Origin of the sequence: Janthinobacterium sp. Ant5-2-1 (assembly GCF_001445815.1) — a bacterium.
Lineage (GTDB): Bacteria > Pseudomonadota > Gammaproteobacteria > Burkholderiales > Burkholderiaceae_D > Janthinobacterium > Janthinobacterium lividum_E.
Genome location: NZ_LNCE01000043.1, coordinates 1 through 15,270, shown reverse-complemented (window position 1 = coordinate 15,270; position 15,270 = coordinate 1). Strand labels below are relative to the sequence as shown.

General features: G+C 63.5%; 18 protein-coding genes. 7 read left to right on the top strand and 11 right to left on the bottom strand.

Annotated elements, in window-relative coordinates; translation table 11 throughout:
* Positions 1 to 107 precede the first annotated feature (107 nt).
* Both ASN89_RS14425 and ASN89_RS14420 read right to left on the bottom strand, forming a co-directional pair.
* Positions 108 to 638 (bottom strand): GNAT family N-acetyltransferase, encoded by a 531-nt coding sequence (locus ASN89_RS14425; RefSeq protein WP_058049726.1) that lies wholly within the window; start codon positions 636 to 638, stop codon positions 108 to 110.
* 7 nt (positions 639 to 645) lie between these two features.
* Positions 646 to 1,218 (bottom strand): helix-turn-helix domain-containing protein, encoded by a 573-nt coding sequence (locus tag ASN89_RS14420; protein WP_058049725.1) that lies wholly within the window; start codon positions 1,216 to 1,218, stop codon positions 646 to 648.
* A gap of 116 nt (positions 1,219 to 1,334) precedes the next feature.
* Between ASN89_RS14420 and ASN89_RS14415 the strand changes: the two genes are divergently transcribed.
* Positions 1,335 to 2,423: a flavodoxin family protein gene (locus tag ASN89_RS14415; RefSeq protein ID WP_058049724.1), complete on the top strand. Its 1,089-nt coding sequence runs from the start codon at positions 1,335 to 1,337 to the stop codon at positions 2,421 to 2,423.
* A gap of 12 nt (positions 2,424 to 2,435) precedes the next feature.
* Here ASN89_RS14415 and ASN89_RS14410 read toward each other — a convergent pair whose 3' ends face one another.
* Positions 2,436 to 3,338, bottom strand: a complete 903-nt coding sequence (locus ASN89_RS14410) for a LysR family transcriptional regulator (RefSeq protein ID WP_034755921.1) — start codon at positions 3,336 to 3,338, stop codon at positions 2,436 to 2,438.
* Positions 3,339 to 3,445: 107 nt separating this feature from the next.
* Here ASN89_RS14410 and ASN89_RS14405 point away from each other — a divergent pair, with 107 nt between their 5' ends.
* Together ASN89_RS14405 and ASN89_RS14400 are read left to right on the top strand one after the other, a co-directional pair.
* Positions 3,446 to 4,522: a YeiH family protein gene (locus ASN89_RS14405; protein WP_058049723.1), complete on the top strand. Its 1,077-nt coding sequence runs from the start codon at positions 3,446 to 3,448 to the stop codon at positions 4,520 to 4,522.
* Between the two features lie 106 nt (positions 4,523 to 4,628).
* A complete protein-coding gene (locus tag ASN89_RS14400) occupies positions 4,629 to 5,270 on the top strand; it encodes a LysE family translocator (RefSeq protein WP_034755914.1) in 642 nt (213 codons plus the stop codon).
* On the opposite strand, the gene ASN89_RS14395 is transcribed toward ASN89_RS14400, so the two are convergent.
* On the bottom strand, positions 5,271 to 6,032 hold the full coding sequence (locus ASN89_RS14395; RefSeq protein WP_058049722.1) for an alpha/beta fold hydrolase: 762 nt from the start codon (positions 6,030 to 6,032) through the stop codon (positions 5,271 to 5,273).
* 86 nt (positions 6,033 to 6,118) lie between these two features.
* On the opposite strand from ASN89_RS14395, the gene ASN89_RS14390 reads away from it, so the two are divergent.
* A complete protein-coding gene (locus tag ASN89_RS14390) occupies positions 6,119 to 6,877 on the top strand; it encodes an AraC family transcriptional regulator (protein ID WP_058049721.1) in 759 nt (252 codons plus the stop codon).
* Here the strand turns inward: ASN89_RS14390 and ASN89_RS14385 are convergent.
* The 7 genes from ASN89_RS14385 to ASN89_RS14355 form a co-directional block, all read right to left on the bottom strand.
* Positions 6,874 to 7,515 (bottom strand): CatA-like O-acetyltransferase, encoded by a 642-nt coding sequence (locus tag ASN89_RS14385; RefSeq protein WP_058049738.1) that lies wholly within the window; start codon positions 7,513 to 7,515, stop codon positions 6,874 to 6,876. The genes ASN89_RS14390 and ASN89_RS14385 overlap by 4 nt on opposite strands.
* A 37-nt stretch (positions 7,516 to 7,552) precedes the next feature.
* Positions 7,553 to 8,101 carry a DUF6714 family protein gene (locus tag ASN89_RS14380; RefSeq protein WP_034755903.1) on the bottom strand — a complete coding sequence of 183 codons (549 nt, stop codon included), beginning with the start codon at positions 8,099 to 8,101 and terminating at the stop codon, positions 7,553 to 7,555.
* Positions 8,102 to 8,162: 61 nt separating this feature from the next.
* On the bottom strand, positions 8,163 to 9,383 hold the full coding sequence (locus tag ASN89_RS14375) for an MFS transporter (protein WP_046682827.1): 1,221 nt from the start codon (positions 9,381 to 9,383) through the stop codon (positions 8,163 to 8,165).
* 167 nt (positions 9,384 to 9,550) lie between these two features.
* Positions 9,551 to 9,838: a pentapeptide MXKDX repeat protein gene (locus tag ASN89_RS14370; protein ID WP_034755896.1), complete on the bottom strand. Its 288-nt coding sequence runs from the start codon at positions 9,836 to 9,838 to the stop codon at positions 9,551 to 9,553.
* A gap of 83 nt (positions 9,839 to 9,921) precedes the next feature.
* Complete coding sequence (locus tag ASN89_RS14365) at positions 9,922 to 10,692, bottom strand: molybdopterin-dependent oxidoreductase (RefSeq protein WP_058049720.1); 771 nt, start codon at positions 10,690 to 10,692, stop codon at positions 9,922 to 9,924.
* A 10-nt stretch (positions 10,693 to 10,702) separates the two neighbouring features.
* Positions 10,703 to 11,299 carry a cytochrome b/b6 domain-containing protein gene (locus tag ASN89_RS14360; protein ID WP_058049719.1) on the bottom strand — a complete coding sequence of 199 codons (597 nt, stop codon included), beginning with the start codon at positions 11,297 to 11,299 and terminating at the stop codon, positions 10,703 to 10,705.
* Positions 11,299 to 12,105 (bottom strand): DUF1223 domain-containing protein, encoded by an 807-nt coding sequence (locus ASN89_RS14355; protein WP_082654573.1) that lies wholly within the window; start codon positions 12,103 to 12,105, stop codon positions 11,299 to 11,301. The genes ASN89_RS14360 and ASN89_RS14355 overlap by 1 nt, the downstream gene beginning before the upstream one ends.
* Positions 12,106 to 12,249: 144 nt before the next feature.
* On the opposite strand from ASN89_RS14355, the gene ASN89_RS14350 reads away from it, so the two are divergent.
* From ASN89_RS14350 to ASN89_RS14340, 3 genes are all read left to right on the top strand, one after another.
* Entirely contained in the window at positions 12,250 to 12,846 is a 597-nt protein-coding gene (locus ASN89_RS14350; RefSeq protein ID WP_058049717.1) for a sigma-70 family RNA polymerase sigma factor, read from the top strand.
* On the top strand, positions 12,843 to 13,490 hold the full coding sequence (locus tag ASN89_RS14345; RefSeq protein ID WP_058049716.1) for an NrsF family protein: 648 nt from the start codon (positions 12,843 to 12,845) through the stop codon (positions 13,488 to 13,490). Before ASN89_RS14350 ends, ASN89_RS14345 begins: the two co-directional genes overlap by 4 nt.
* Positions 13,491 to 13,608: 118 nt before the next feature.
* A complete protein-coding gene (locus ASN89_RS14340) occupies positions 13,609 to 15,108 on the top strand; it encodes a DUF4331 domain-containing protein (protein WP_058049715.1) in 1,500 nt (499 codons plus the stop codon).
* Positions 15,109 to 15,270 lie beyond the last annotated feature (162 nt).

The following is a 15,270-nucleotide window of genomic DNA, read 5'->3' as shown; positions in this document are numbered from 1 at the left end:
CGGGCATTGAAGTAGGAAGACTCTGTAATCAAGCGGGTGATTTTATCTGGCAACACGCCAGGCGGCTGCGCGCACCAGCGCCAGGCGCGCACCGGATAACTGCAAACTCATTGCCACAGTTGCTTGTACATGATGGTGGTGGCGTCCAGGCGGTCGCCGTCCGGCGCCAGCGCATAGGCGGGGATGCTGCCCGCCACCACGTAGCCGAGCGACAAATACAACGGTTCCGCATGGTCGCCGCTGCGCGTGTCCAGGGTCAGCAGACTGCGCGGCAAGAGGCGCGCCTGTGCTTCCAGCGCCTGCATCAGCTGGCGGGCGACGCCATGCCGGCGGAAAGCGGGTGCGACCAGCAGCTTGCGCACTCCGGCCCGGTGCGCCTGGTTGGGATTGGTGTCCCAGTCCAGCTGCACGGCGCCGGCCACGCAGCCATCGACTTCGGCCACCAGCAGCAGGCGCACCCCGCGCGTGACAGCTGGCAACACGTTATCCGTCCAGAAGGCCTGGCTGGCCGCCGTGTCGAAAGGCAAGATAAAACCGATGCTGGCGCCGTCGTGCACGCAGTCTTGCAGCAAGGCACCCAGTTCCGGCAAGCGTTCACGAATATCGGTGGATGAAAAATGGCGTAGCAATGCGGGCATGGCGACCTCAGACAAGAAAGAGAAAATAGCGGGCGCCGCTGTCTGGCGGCGTCACGAACGCGCTGGCGCCATGCAGCTGATAGCGCAAGCAGTCGCCGGCCAGCAAATTGTGCGAGCGGCCGTCGACCGTCACGTTCAGCTTGCCTTCCTGCAACAACAGATGGTGTTCCATGCCGGGCCGGGGCGAGGCGGCATAAGTGATCGTCACGCCCGCATCGAGTTCGCATTCGAGCGCTTCGCCAGCCAGCGCGCGCGACGGCGGCGAGACGGAACGGCGCCGGAAACCCATGTCCGGGTCCGTCCACACGCTTTGCTGAGCCCGCCGCAACAGGGGCGGAAAATCGTCTTCCACCATGCGCAGCAGACGCGACATGGCCAGGCCGTATGCGGCGCACAGCTTGCCCAGCACACTAGTCGTCGGACTGACTTCGCCATTTTCCAGGCGTGACAGGGTGGCGCGGCTGACCTGGCTGGCAGTGGCCAGCTGGTCCAGCGACCAGCCCTGCTCCACGCGCAACTGTTTCAAACGCGCCGCCAGCCGCTGCTCCGTCTCGTTAGCAGTCACTATTGGATTTTTCATATACGGGAATTTATCCCACAAAAGAGAATTTGGCAAGCAGTTGCTGCACAGTTGTTCAACGCACAGACCAGCAAGCCCTCCCCAGGCACGATACGCCATCACTTCAAGGAAAAGCCATGGCCTCCACTCCCGCCACTCCCCAGCCACGTCTGGGCCAGGCGCCCGCGCCGCTGGGCAGGGTCGAATTCCATTTGCAGTTCATTCGCTCGTATGCCGACCCCACATTCGACGCCGTGCGCGGCGCCCTGGTGCAGGTGGAGGAAGTAGCGTGGAAGAATTACCAGGATGGCCGCAAGGCGCCCGTGACACAGAAGGCTGGGCCCGGTTTTCTGGACCCCGACTACGACTTGTCCGTGGAGTGGAAAGCCACGCGCGACCGTCTGCTGGCCGCCGAAGCGCGCCAGAAAGACCCCGCCACAGCGTCGCGCGTGCTGCTGGTCTGCGGTGCGGCGCGCAATGACGGTTCTTGCCCTGGCGAAATGTCGAAAACGTGGCGCATGACGCAATGGGCCAAGGAAGTGCTGCAGGCCGACAATATCGATACGGACGTGCTGGACCTGAGCCTGCTGACCTCCTCGTATGATTTGCACATTCATCCGTGCAAGGGCTGTGTCTCGACGGCCATGCCCCTGTGCCACTGGCCATGCAGTTGCTACCCGAACCATGGCGAACGGCAGACGAATGACTGGATGGCGGAGATTTACGAGCGCTGGACGGCCGCGCACGCCGTCATCCTCCTCACGCCCGTGTACTGGTACCAGACGCCCAGCGTGCTCAAGCTGATGATAGACCGGCTCGTGTGCGCCGATGGCGGCAACCCCGATCCCACGTCCACGCACGGCAAGAAGGCAACGGAAGCGAAGGCGCTCGAATTGCAAGGCTGGAATTACCCGAAACACCTGGCCGGGCGCGCGTATGGCCTCGTCGTGCATGGCGACGTGGCCGGCATCGAAGGCGTGCGGCGGGGCCTGTCCGACTGGCTGGACTGGATGGGCCTGGTTGACGCAGGCGCCAAGGCGCGGCTGGACCGCTACATCGGCTATTACAACAGTTACGCGCAAAGCCACGATGCCCTCGACCATGACGCTAATCTGCAGGAAGAAGTGCGCAACGTGGCGCGCGCCGTGGCCGTCGCCGTCAAGCGGCTGCGCGCAGGCACGCTGACGCCACCGGATGCGGAACTCCAGCCTCCCCGGCCAAAATGAAACCCGGCACTACTACCCCGCCATGCGCGAGGCGTGGCGGCACAGCTCCAGGAAACCGGCCAAGCGCGGCGAGAGTATCTTCTTGGACTGGCGGATCAGATAAAAGTTGCGCTCCAATGGCGGCAGCATGGTCTCCAGTTCCACCAGTTGTCCGCTGGCCAGCAGATCGGCCACGACGACGCGCGACAGGCAGGCGATGCCCAGCCCCGCCGCCGCGCCATATTTGATGGCTTCCGAATTGCTGAATTCGCCTGCGGCGCGCAGGTAGTGCAGATACGGCACCAGCGCCTGCTCGACGGCTTCGCGCGTGCCCGAGCCCGCTTCACGCAGCAGCCAGCCCGCCTGGTTCAGCTCCGTAAAACTGAGCAGATGGCGCAGCTGCGCCAGCGGATGCGTCGGCGCGGCCACGATCAGCATCTGGTCCGTCAGCCATGGCTCGACCAGCAATCCCGCTTCATGGCACGGCCCTTCGATCAAGCCGATATCGACACGAAACTCGGCCACGGCGGCCGCGACGTCGGCCGTGTTGGCAATGGTTACTTGCGGAATGCTGCGCCCGTATTGCTGCGCCGCCTGGGCCAGGATCTGCGGCAGCAAATAGATGCCGATGGTGGTGCTGGCGCCGATCTGCAGGCTGACGGGCACGGACGGGTCGGCACCCGCAAACTGGCGCTCGATGCTGGCGGCCCCGTCGCGCATCTGCCGCGCTTGCGGCAACAGCAGGCGGCCATTGTCGTTGAGCAGCAATCGCTTGCCCACACGGTCGAACAGTTGCGCGCCCAGCAAGGTTTCCAACTCGTTCAGGGACGCGCTGGTGGCCGATTGCGACAGAGCGATCAGCTCGCCAGCCGCGCTGGTGCTGCCCGTGTCTGCCACAGCGAGGAAAATCTGCAACTGCCGCAAGGTCAACGCCATCCAATTTACCTATTTTTTAGGTTAAACATACAAAAACAATCCGTTTTACCATTTAATCAGCGAACTGTACAGTCATGCCATACGAACCAAGAACCATGGAGTACGGCATGTCATCCCTCTCAACAACGAACACAACAAGTTTCAGCGACCGCTATGGCCGCCTTCTGCCGGGCCTGCTGCTCAGCGGCGTGATCGCCTGGGGCGCCATTCAGTTGGGCAAGCTGGAATGGATGCAAAGCCACGGCATGAGCGCCCTGACCCTGGCCATCATGCTGGGCATTGTGCTGGGCAACAGCATGTATGGCCGCCTGGCGCCCACCTGCGGCGCGGGCGTGGCCTTTTCCAAACAGACATTATTACGGCTCGGTATCATCCTGTACGGCTTCCGTTTGACCTTCCAGGATATCGGGCAAGTGGGCCTGGCCGGCATCGCCATCGACGCGCTGGTGCTGGCGTCCACGTTTGGCCTGGCCATGTTCCTCGGCACCAAAGTGTTCAAGCTGGAACGCAACAGCGCCATCCTGATCGGCGCGGGCAGTTCGATCTGCGGCGCGGCGGCCGTGATGGCGACGGAACCCGTCGTCAAGGGACGCAGCGAGGATGTGACCGTTGCAGTCTCCACCGTTGTTGTGTTCGGCACCATCGCCATCTTTTTGTACCCATTGCTGTACCAGCTGAACCTGGGCTGGCATGTGCTGGGCGCCACGCCTGCCGCCTTTGGCGTGTACATCGGCTCGACCGTGCATGAGGTGGCGCAAGTAGTGGCGGCCGGCAAGTCGATCGGACAAGAGGCGGCGAATGCGGCCGTGATCGCCAAGATGGTGCGCGTGATGATGCTGGCGCCGTTTCTCGTCATCCTGTCGGCCGTGCTGGCGCGCGGCAAAGTCAAGGCCGGTGGCAAGGAAAAGGCGACCAAGCTGGCCATCCCCTGGTTTGCCTTCATCTTCATTGCCGTGGTGGCATTCAATTCCCTGGGCCTGCTGCCAGCGGGCACCGTGTCCGCCATCACCGAGCTCGACACGGCCTTGCTGGCCATGGCCATGGCGGCCCTGGGTTTGACGACGCACATGTCGGCCATCCGCCGCGCCGGCATCAAGCCCCTGCTGCTGGCAGGCATTCTCTTCTGCTGGCTGATCGCCGGTGGCGCCGCCATCAACCATGTCGTCGCCAGCCTGTTTGCCTGACCTTGAGCCTGATTCAAGCCGAGGCCACTGACGCGGGAGCCGAAAACTTCGTACAATACGAGTGTTTTGACTCTCAAACCGGCTTCGGCCCCACCCAGGAACATCCATGCACCTCTCGAACTGGCTGCTTTTCTGCAGCGTCGCCCTGCTCGTCACGTTTTCTCCCGGCCCGGCCGTCTTGCTGGCCATCTCGAATGCCATCGCCGTCGGCCCGCGCCGCGCGATGATCAGCAGCATGGGCAATGGTTTTGGCCTGTTCATCATTTCCGGCGTGGCCATGGCCGGCATGGGCGTCGTGCTGGCCACCTCGGCCACGGCCTTCATGCTGCTGAAACTGGCTGGCGCCCTGTACCTCGTGTACCTGGGCATCAAGCAATGGCGCAGCAAGACCAGTGTCGTGGCCGATGCGCCCGTGGTGGCCGGCGCGGCGAATCCGAATTCGTTCTGGAAATTGTTCCGCCAGGGCTTGACAGTGGCGCTGACCAATCCGAAAGCCATCCTGTTCTTCTCGGCACTGTTCCCGCAATTCATCACGCCAGGCGAACCCGTGGCCATCCAGTTCACCGTGCTGACGACCTCGTTTGTCGCCTGCGCCATGCTGGCCCACTTGTTCTACGCCAACCTGGCGCGCCTGCTGAAAACCCAGCTGGCCACGCCGGGCCGCGCCAAGTTGTTCAACCGCATCACGGGCGGCGCCTTCGTCTTGCTGGGCCTGAGCCTGCTGCGCCTGCGCAGCAAGGCAGCGTAACTACTGTAGTAAAAACGCCTCGATGCTGGCCGCCAGGGCCAGCGGCGTTTCATTCATCGGATAGTGTCCCGCATTGCCCAGCACCTCGAGCCGGGCTTGCGGGTACCACGCCAGATAGGTGCGGCGCATCAGGGGCGCATCAAAACGCGGGTCATGCTCCCCCACCAGCGCCAGCAATGGCAGTGCCACATGCGCCGCCTTGATGTCTTCGCTGAAATCCGTCCCGCTCCACGCGAGGAAATAGGCCGCAAACGCGGCCGGATCCGCACTTTCCCACGAATATTGCGCCTTCCAGTCCAGCCAGGCGGCTGGCAAGCGTTCGCCCGTGCTGCGGTTGATGATGGCGCGCCGCGCATCGACGTGCCCGCTGGCGTCGAGGAACAGCTGCCGCGCCGCCCCATCGAACGTCACGCCGCAGCTGGGCACGGGCGCCACGGCCACGAGTTTGCGCAGGCGCAAGGGCGCCAGCAAGGCCAGCCGTTCCAGCGCCATGCCGCCCATTGAGTGTCCCACCACGCTGAAGGTGGCCAAGCCCAGCGCATCGGCCAAGGCCAGCGCGTCGCGGGCAACCTCGTCCATCGAGTATTCTCCTGCCGCGCCACGCATACCGCCATAGCCGCGATTGTCCATGAAGACATAGCTGAAAGCGCCGCCATCGAGGGCCGCTTCCATCGGCTCGAACGCGTGCGCGTCGCCAAACCAGCCGTGCAGAACGATGACGGCGTGGGGACCGTGGCCCAAGCGATGACAGGTATTGTGCATGTTCACTCCTGAAAAAGAGTGTGATGGTAAGCGCCCGGCAAGCGACCCGCTTTCGATAGCAGGTCAAATACTGTAGAATATGGGCCATGGATGATTTTTATACGGAAGTACCGCGCCCTTTGATCGCCACGGCGCGCGACTATGCGGCTGATGCCGTCTTTCCCAGCCACAGCCATGCGCGCGGGCAACTTGCGTATGCGGCGCGCGGCGTCATCAGCGTGCACACGCCGCAAGGCAACTGGCTGGTGCCGCCGCAACGCGCCTGCTGGGTACCGGCCCAGCTCGTCCACGGCATGCGCATGCATGGCGCCGTGACCATGCACAATGTCTTTATCGACGCGCCCGCCATCGCCGGGGCTGGCTTGCCGCCCCACTGCCAGGTGCTGGACGCCCAGCCGCTGCTGCGCCAGTTGCTGGCCGAGGCCGTGACCGTCGACGCCTTGTATGCGAAGCAATCTCGGGCCGGACGATTGATGGCCTTGTTGCTCGATGAGATTGCCGCCGCCCGGCCCCTGCCCCTGAGCGCGCCCCTGCCACAGGAACCGCGGCTGGCGCGGCTATGCATGGAGATGCTCCAGCGACCGAGCGTGGACAGCAACCTCGATGCCATGGCGGCGCAGGCCGGCATGAGCCGGCGTACCTTTACGCGGCAATTCCGCGCCCAGACGGGGCTGGGCTTTGCCCAATGGCGCCAGCAAGCATGCCTGCTGGCGGCCATCACGCGTCTGGCCGAGGGGCAAGCCGTCACCCGTGTGGCGCTCGACCTCGGCTATGCCAGCCCCAGCGCCTTCACGGCCGCCTTCCGCCGCGTGCTGGGCCAGACGCCCAGCGACTATTTAACCTAGGAAATGATGGTCGCGATGCGCTGCGCCAGCGCCTGCACCAGTTTCTGCACATGGTAGCCGTCGACAAAGCCATGGTGGGCTTGCGCGGAAAACGGCACCCGCATGCGGCCATCGTCCTGCGCGGGGCCGAACTTGCCCCAAGTAAAGGTCGGGATATCGGCGTCGCCGTGGCGGTAGACAGGATGCTCGATGGCCGCCAGTTCCAGCCAAGGCAGGCAGGTGATGAAGATATTGTTGCGCTGCTCGCGCTCGGTCTCTCCCTCACCCGTGTTGATCAGCGCGGAACTTGCTTCGGCCAGGCGTTTCGCTTCCAGGCTGCGTGCGATGAATAGATCGAGCTGGTCCGTCATCGCGAAGCGCGTGTAGTTGAGATTTTCATCGCCGTTGATGACGGTGTAGGAAGCGGGAAAATCGTCGATCTTGATCACTTCGCCCTGGTAGATGCGGTACATGAAGTTGTCGATCTCCCTGACCGTATTGAGCAGGCAGAACAGGAAAAAGTGGAATACGGGGATTTTCCGTTCCTTGCACCAGGGACGGAAATCCGGCACGTCGAGCTGGAAGTTGATGTTGACAAGGGGATTGTCAAAGGCCCGGAACAAGTCATAGCGGTCGCGCCGCTTTTCAAAATTTTTCATGCGGCGAGTGTAGACGATGGCAGTGCTGGCGGGCAAGTCATGCCGTATCGGCTTGCCAGTAATTTGCCAGGGCGTCCAGGGCATACTGTCCGGACAGGCTCTCATCCACCTGTGCGACAAACGTCAGGAATAGCACGACGGTCTGTCTTTGCGCCGCATTGAAGCCGGCGTATTTCGCGATGGAATGCGTGCGCAAATCCCGGTTCCGTTCAAACGGAGAAAGCGCATGCACCGTCATTCCAAGCACATCTGTTTCCCAGCTTGTCCGATGCTGATATGCCACGGCGTAGCGCATGTATGCCGGCAAGTAATACAGAAATTCCTCAGCTTCCATATGGGCGAGCAAACCTTCGCACTCCTCGATTTCAGCATCGGGAATCTCTTGCCAGATCGAATCGACTCGATCCTTGCCACTTGCAGCCCATTCCCTTTCGCTGATGTCCTCCGACATACCGTATTTATCCGTCAAGAGAAATTGGCGCAAAGATGTTTCCGCGCGCTGCGTACCAGCGAACTCGCGTTCAATGCAGGCGATCAGGCTGGCCGCATCTGCCGTGGCCGTCGATAAATTATCTGAACAATTCATTCAAAATCCTTGGATATCCCCAAAATGGCCCGGGCCACCTCCGCCACGCCCTCTTGTGGTGTCATGTGGCGCCGCCGTGCGCCAGGCCCCGCTGCACTTTCCACGCCAATGGCAAAGTCAGCAGTAATACGGCCGCCAGCGCCAGCAAGGCCGTGGGAACGCTCGTATGGTCGCCCAGCGCGCCGAACAGCACGGGCGACAGCGCCCCGCCGCCGATGCTGCCCGTGTAGAACAGGGCAAATGCGTGTTCGCGCTTGCCGGGCTCGGCCAACTCCGGCACGGCGCCATACAGCACGGACGAGGTACCGTTCAGCGCCAGCCCCAGCAGGGGCAGCATGGCCATGACGCCGGCCAGCGGCAGCCACAGGGCCAGCACGATCAGCAGCGAGGTCATCGATTCCGTCAGCCATACGGTTTTCATCATGCCGATGCGCGCGCCCAGATAGCCGCACAGCAGCTTGCCGAAGGCGCCGCCCACGAACAGCAAGGACAAAGCCACGCCGATGCCGGCCGTGCCCGCCCCCTTGCTTTTCAGCAAGAATGGCAAGAAAGTGAGAAAACCCATGCGCACGGCGCTGTCCAGGGTGCCCGTGGCCAGCAGCGCACGAAAGCTGCCTTTCGAGCCGCTGCCGGCGATGGTCTTGCCCGCCTTCTTTGCGCCGGCTTGCAGCTCACCCGGTTTCGGCAGCAGCCACCACAGCAAGCCAGCCGCTGCCAGGCCCAGCAAGCCCAGCAGCGAGACGCTGGCTTGCCAGCTGCACACCAGCAACAGCAAGCCCACCAGCGCGGGAATCAGGGTCTTGCCGATATCGCCGGCAAAGTTGTAATGTGACAGCGCTTCCTTCACACCGCCACCCGCCTCGTACGTGTCGGTGACGATGGACGAGGCCAGCGGATGCTGGGTGCTGGCGCCCAGGCCGCCCAGCAGCAAGGCGAACAGCAGCACGGCCAGGCCGCCCGCCTGCCCCGCGACCAGGTAGGCGACGCCGGCCAGCGCCGTGCCGCCCACCAGCAGGCGCTCGCGTCCCCAGCGCCGGGCCATGCGGCTGGCCAGCAACTGGAAACCGGCCATCATGCCCGAGTATGATCCCCGCAGCAGGCCTACCATGGCATAGCTGATGGCAAACTGCGCCTGCCAGATGGGCAAGAGCACATAGATCACGTCCGTCAAGCCGTCATGCACGGCATGCGCACTGCAGGCGGCGAACAGCGAGCGGCGGCGTATCGGTTTGTCGGAGGGAGGTACTTCGGGGGACAGCGCGGCAAGCGATGGTTCGTTCATGATTCTGCAAGCGGGGAAAACGCGAGACAGCCAGCTTACACCAATTGGCAACTTCGCATCTTGAAGCGTAGCAAGAATAATGTTATTGCAAGATTGGTCTGACGCAAACGCAGGGGGAGCGCAAACCAGGCCCGGCGCCGCCACGTTGACGGCGCCGGGCTTCCACCTTACTTGGCCATCGCATCCTTGGCCATGCCATCTTTCTTCATTTCATCCTTCTTCATGCCGTCTTTCGCCATGGCATCTTTTGCCATGCCATCCTTGGCCATGTGATCTTTTTTCATGTGCTTCTTGGCCATCGGCTTCTTCATGCCGTCCTTGCCCATCGCATCCTTGTGCATGGCGTCTGCCGAAGCGTCCTTGGCCATCGGATCTTTTTTCATGGCATCCTGGGCGAAAGCGGCGCCCGACATGAGGATGGCGGAAGCGATGATGGCGGTGATGGTGGTTTTCATGATATGTCCTTGTCTCAGTGTGGGATGGGCAAGATTGCCCGGTGGTAAAGCTGTTGCTGTGCTACAGGTGATGCTAAAAGCAATCAAGAGCCGCCGAACCAGTTGTATCCCTGATTCTCCCAATACCCTCCCGGGTAGGTATTCGTCACGAAAATGGCCTGGATGTGTTTTGGATTCTTGTAGCCCAGCTTGGTCGGCATGCGCAGTTTCATCGGGTAGCCATACTTGGGCGGCAATTCCTGGCCGTCGTAGGTCAGGGCCATGATGGTTTGCGGATGCAGGGCCGTGACCATGTCGATGCTCGTGAAGTAATCGTCGGCGCACTTGAAGCCGATGTATTTCGCCGTCGTGTCGGCGCCCACCCGCTTGAGGAAATGGGAGAACGGCACGCCGCCCCACTTGCCGATGGCGCTCCAGCCTTCCACGCAGATGTGGCGCGTCACCTGCGTTTCCTGCGGCAAGGCGCGCAGCTGCGGCAGAGTCCAGGGCTTCTTGTCGGCGATCAAGCCGCTCAATTCCAGGCGCCAGGCGTCGCCGTCGACCTCTTCCACTTCATCCTCGCCGTAATAGGCGTTGAAGGGAAACGGCCGCGTGATCATGGAATCGGGATATGTGGGAGCGAGCTTGCTCGGGTCGAACAGCCAGCCTTGCACCTTGTCATTGAAGCGCGAGACCGCCGTCAAGGCTGTCTCGATGCTGGCCGGATCGCTGGCATTGCAGCCCGTCAGCAGGGACAGGCCGCCCAGGGTCAAGCTGCGCTGCAGAAACAGTCGCCGCGACGGCTGCTTGATCTGGCGCAAGGCGTCGGCCAGCATGGCCTGGCCCTCTTCTTGCACGATGATGGTTTTTTTCATGACCGTCTCCTTAGCGGCCGCGCAGCATGGCGACCAGGGTGCGCGGCACCAGCGCCACCATCAGCAGGTGCACGCCGACAAAACCCGTCAGCAGCGCCATGCCGATGAAGTGGACCCTGCGAGCGCTCTCGTAGCCGCCCATCAGCTCGCGCAGCAGGGGGAATTGCACGGATTTCCACAACACCAGGCCGGACAGCACCAGCACGATGCAGTCCAGCATGACGAACAGGTAGGCGGCGCGCTGCACCATGTTGTAGTGGCGCGGGTCCGCATGGGCCAGCTTGCCCTTCAGCGCCGCCGCAAAATCGGCCAGCAGCATACGTGGCGACAGGGGGAAGAACTGGCGCCGCAGCCGTCCCGAGACGATGTTAATCACCAGATACAGCAAGCCATTGGCCACCAGCAGCCACATGGCGGCAAAATGCCACTGCAGGGCGCCGCCCAGCCAGCCGCCAAGGGTCAGGGCGCGCGGCAGTTCAAACGGGAAAAACGGCGCCGCGTTATAGATGCGCCAGCCGCTGGTGGCCAGCACCACGACGGCCACGGCATTGAGCCAGTGCGTGATGCGCAGCCAGGCGGGGTGGATCACGTTTGCTTGCCCGTTCATCACATCGCTCCCTTCGCGCAGGATGCCGTGCTGACGGCTTGCAGGATGGCGCTGCTGTCGCTGCGCTGCACGAAGGCCACCACTTGCAGCTGCTCCGGGCGCCAGCTGGCGGGCAGATTGACTTCGCGGCGCAGCTGGGCACGGCCTTGCGCCAGCGCAACCGGTCCCAGCCACAGGCGCACGGCCGCATCGTGCCGTAGGGTGGCGCCGCGGTTTTCGCCGCGCAGCACTTTGGACACGATGGCGCTTTCGCTGATGGCCACATATAGCTGGCCGCCCGTCCGCGCGTCCGGCGCGCTGGCATCAGCTTCCAGCAGCAGCTTGCTACCCGGCCCCGGCGTGGCGGACAGGTCAATCTTGACGGGCGCGGCGGTCGCGTTGATGCGGCGGATGGCGGCAGGCAGTTGCGCATCCCAGGCACGCAATTCCGTGCCGCCCACAAAAAACTGGGGCGTATAGGCCACGTGGCGCGGCTGGTGGCGCAACAGCTCGGCCTGGCGCGCATCGAATTGCGCCTGCGCCAGCGGGTCCGTCCAGCCGATCTGGTCCCAGTAGGTGACGTGCAAGGCCAGCGGCACGATCAGGCTGGCCGCTCCCGCTTCCTTGCGCAAGGCGCTCAGGCGCTGGTCGGCGGGCGGACAGCTGGAGCAGCCTTCGCTGCTGTAGAGCTCCACCAGCGCCGCCGTCTGCGGCCCGCTTTGCACGGCGCAGCGCTGGCCAGTCGCCATTTGCGCCATGGCCGGGGCGACCACGGCCATGCCCAGGACGGGTAAAAGGAGTGCTGCAAGGCGGTGCTTGATGTCCATGGTCTTTACCCGGTATATTGAAATAAGAAGCGTGAATTAAGAAACGTGCTTGCCTGTCAATTCGCCGCATGCTGCGGATTGGTTACAGCCGCCCTCCATTATTTTTCAATTTATTTTTTCCAACGCCTGTCACCAAAGGCCTGCATGCAACGAATACCTGTAAGCGAACACCTGCATGGCACGGAATTGCGGCTGCATGGCCTGATGCTGCGCGGGCTCGATGGCGATGCGGCGGCCTACCGCAGTTTCTTGCAGGCCACCAGCGGCCATTTGCGCGCGTTCCTGCGCAAGCGCCTGCAGCGCTGGCCGGACGACGTGGAAGACCTGGTGCAGGAGTGCCTGCTGGCCATCCACAACCAGCGCCTGACCTACGATGCGGGTGTGCCGCTGACGTCGTGGATTCATGCGATCGCACGGTATAAATTGATCGACTGGCTGCGCCGGCATGCGCGACGCGAGGCGCAGCACTTGCCGTACGACGAAGAAGATGGCGCGCAAGAACTGTTTTCCAGTGCCGATGCCGAGGCGGCCGAAGCCAGCCGCGACCTGGCCAAGCTGCTGGCCACCTTGCCCGCGCAGCAGCGCGACGCCATCGTGCATACCAAGCTCGACGGCTGGTCCGTGCGCGACACGGCGGCCGCCATGGATATTTCGGAAGCCAGCGTCAAAGTGGCTGTGCATCGCGGCTTGAAGGCACTGGCGGCCAATTTAAGAACCGGCAATGAAGGGATAGCACCATGAAAACCGATGACTTGATCGCCATGCTGGCCAGCGGCCCCGACGTGGCAGCCGCCCCGCCCCCGGGCATGCGCTGGCGCGCCGCGGGCACGTTGGGCGCCGGGCTGCTGGCCAGCGTGGCGCTGATGGCCATGCTGCTGGGCGTGCGGCCCAACCTGGAACAGCTGGCCCTGCTGCCCGACTTCTGGATCAAGGTCGGTTTCGTCATCTGCCTCTCCCTGGCGGCCTGGCATGTCAGCCGCCGCCTGTGCATGCCGGGCGCCGCCACCCGCGCCCTGCCCCTGTTGCTCGCCATGCCCCTGCTGCTGATGTGGGCGCTGGGCGCCATCATCCTGCAGGAAGCCCCGCCCGAACAACGCGCCGAGCTGTTCTGGGGCGCCACCTGGCGCAGCTGCCCCTTGCTCATCGCCCTGCTGTCGCTGCCCATCCTGGCTGCCGTGCTGCGCCTGATGCGCCAGCTGGCGCCCACGCGCCTGCGCCTGGCCGGCGCGGCCGCCGGGTTTGCCGCCGGCGCCATGGCGGCCCTCGTGTACTGCCTGCACTGCCCCGAGCTGGCCGCCAGCTTCGTCGGTTTCTGGTACGTGCTGGGCATGCTGGTGCCGACCGCCATCGGCGCGGCCATCGGTCCCAAAGTGCTGGCCTGGTAAGGCAATGACATTCTTTTTCAAGCAGTGAATCCGTTTTCTTTCCCCGTGCGTACAAGTCAGGCAGCCTGCAGTTTCTTGGACTTGCCTGTCAACGCTAACAACAATCGGGAGAATCGAAATGTCATTGTCACACTCGAAAACCGCACTGGGCGCCGCACTCCTGGGCAACCTTCTGGCCTTGGCCATCGCGCCATCCGCCTACGCGTCCAGCCACCGCGAAGCGCCGTTCATCACGCAAAACCCCAAGGTCGACGCCACCGACTTCTATATGTTCCGCAGCTATGAAACGGGGCGCGGTGCCTACACGACGCTGGTGGCCGACTATATTCCCCTGCAGGACGCCTACGGCGGGCCGAATTACTTCGCCATGGACCCGAACGCCCTGTACGAAATCCACATCGACAACAATGGCGACGGCAAGGAAGACCTCACCTTCCAGTTCCGCTTCACCAACACTATCAAGGATGGCCAGTTCACCGTGGGCGGCAAGAAAGTCTCGATTCCGCTTGTCATCAACGGCGGCGCCATCGACACGGTCAACCCGGCCGGCCTGAACGTGCGCGAAACCTATAGCGTCACCGTGGTGCGGGGCGACCGCCGCACGGGCACGCGCAGCAGCGTCACGAATGCCACGGGCGGCGGCACGACCTTCGACAAGCCCGTCGACAATATCGGCAACAAGGCCATCCCCAACTACGCCGCGTATGCCGCGCAGCATGTGTACGCCGTCAACATTCCCGGCTGCGCCACGCCGGCGCGCATGTTCGTCGGCCAGCGCAAGGACCCGTTCGTGGTGAACCTGGGTGAAACGTTCGACTTGATCAACATCAAGGCGCCCGCCACGGAATTTGCCGCGAATGCGGAATCGGCAGCCAAGGATGACCTGGCCAAGAAAAACGTCACGGCCATCGAGATGGAAGTGCCGACCGCCTGCCTGACCGCCGGTGCCGACCCCGTCATCGGCGGCTGGACCACGGCCAGCCTGCGCCAGGGCCGCCTGCTGAACCCGGCGCCGGGCACGGCCACCGCGGCCTCGAAGGAAGGCGGCGCGTGGGTGCAAGTGTCGCGCCTGGGCATGCCGTTGGTAAATGAACTGGTCATCGGCCTGAAGGACAAGGACCGCTTCAACGCCAGCAAGCCGTCGGGCGACGCGCAATTTGCCGACTACGTCACCAACCCCACGGCGCCAGCCCTGGTGGAAGTGCTGTACGGCTCGGCCGGTGCCAAGGCGCCCACCAACTTCCCCCGCAACGACCTGGTCGCCACCTTTTTGACGGGCATCAAGGGCGTGAACCAGCCCGTCACCGTGACGGCGTCCGAAATGCTGCGCCTGAACACCTCGATCGCGGCCACCAACGTCGGTGCGCAAAACCGCCTCGGCGTCATCGGCGGCGATAACGCGGGCTTCCCGAACGGCCGCCGCCCCGGCGACGACGTGGTCGACGTGGTCCTGCGCGTGGCCATGGGCAAGCTGTGCACCCTGAACATCGGCTGCGCCCCGGCCGACGCTCCCGCCGGCGGCCTGCATTTCACGGATGGCGCCTTCCTCGACGAAACGTCGTTCACGGCAGGTTTCCCCTACCTGAAAAATCCCGTGGCCGGTTCGCCGCAACTGTAACGAGGAGAACGCGATGAAAAAGCTCTATGTAATCGGCACCCTGGCGCTCACGGCCCTGCTGGCCGGCTGCGGTGGCGGCGGTAGCAGCAGCCACTCCGGCGATAACGGTGGCGTCAATCCCCCGCCCGTCGTGCTGCTCGATGCGTTTTATGTGGCCGTAAG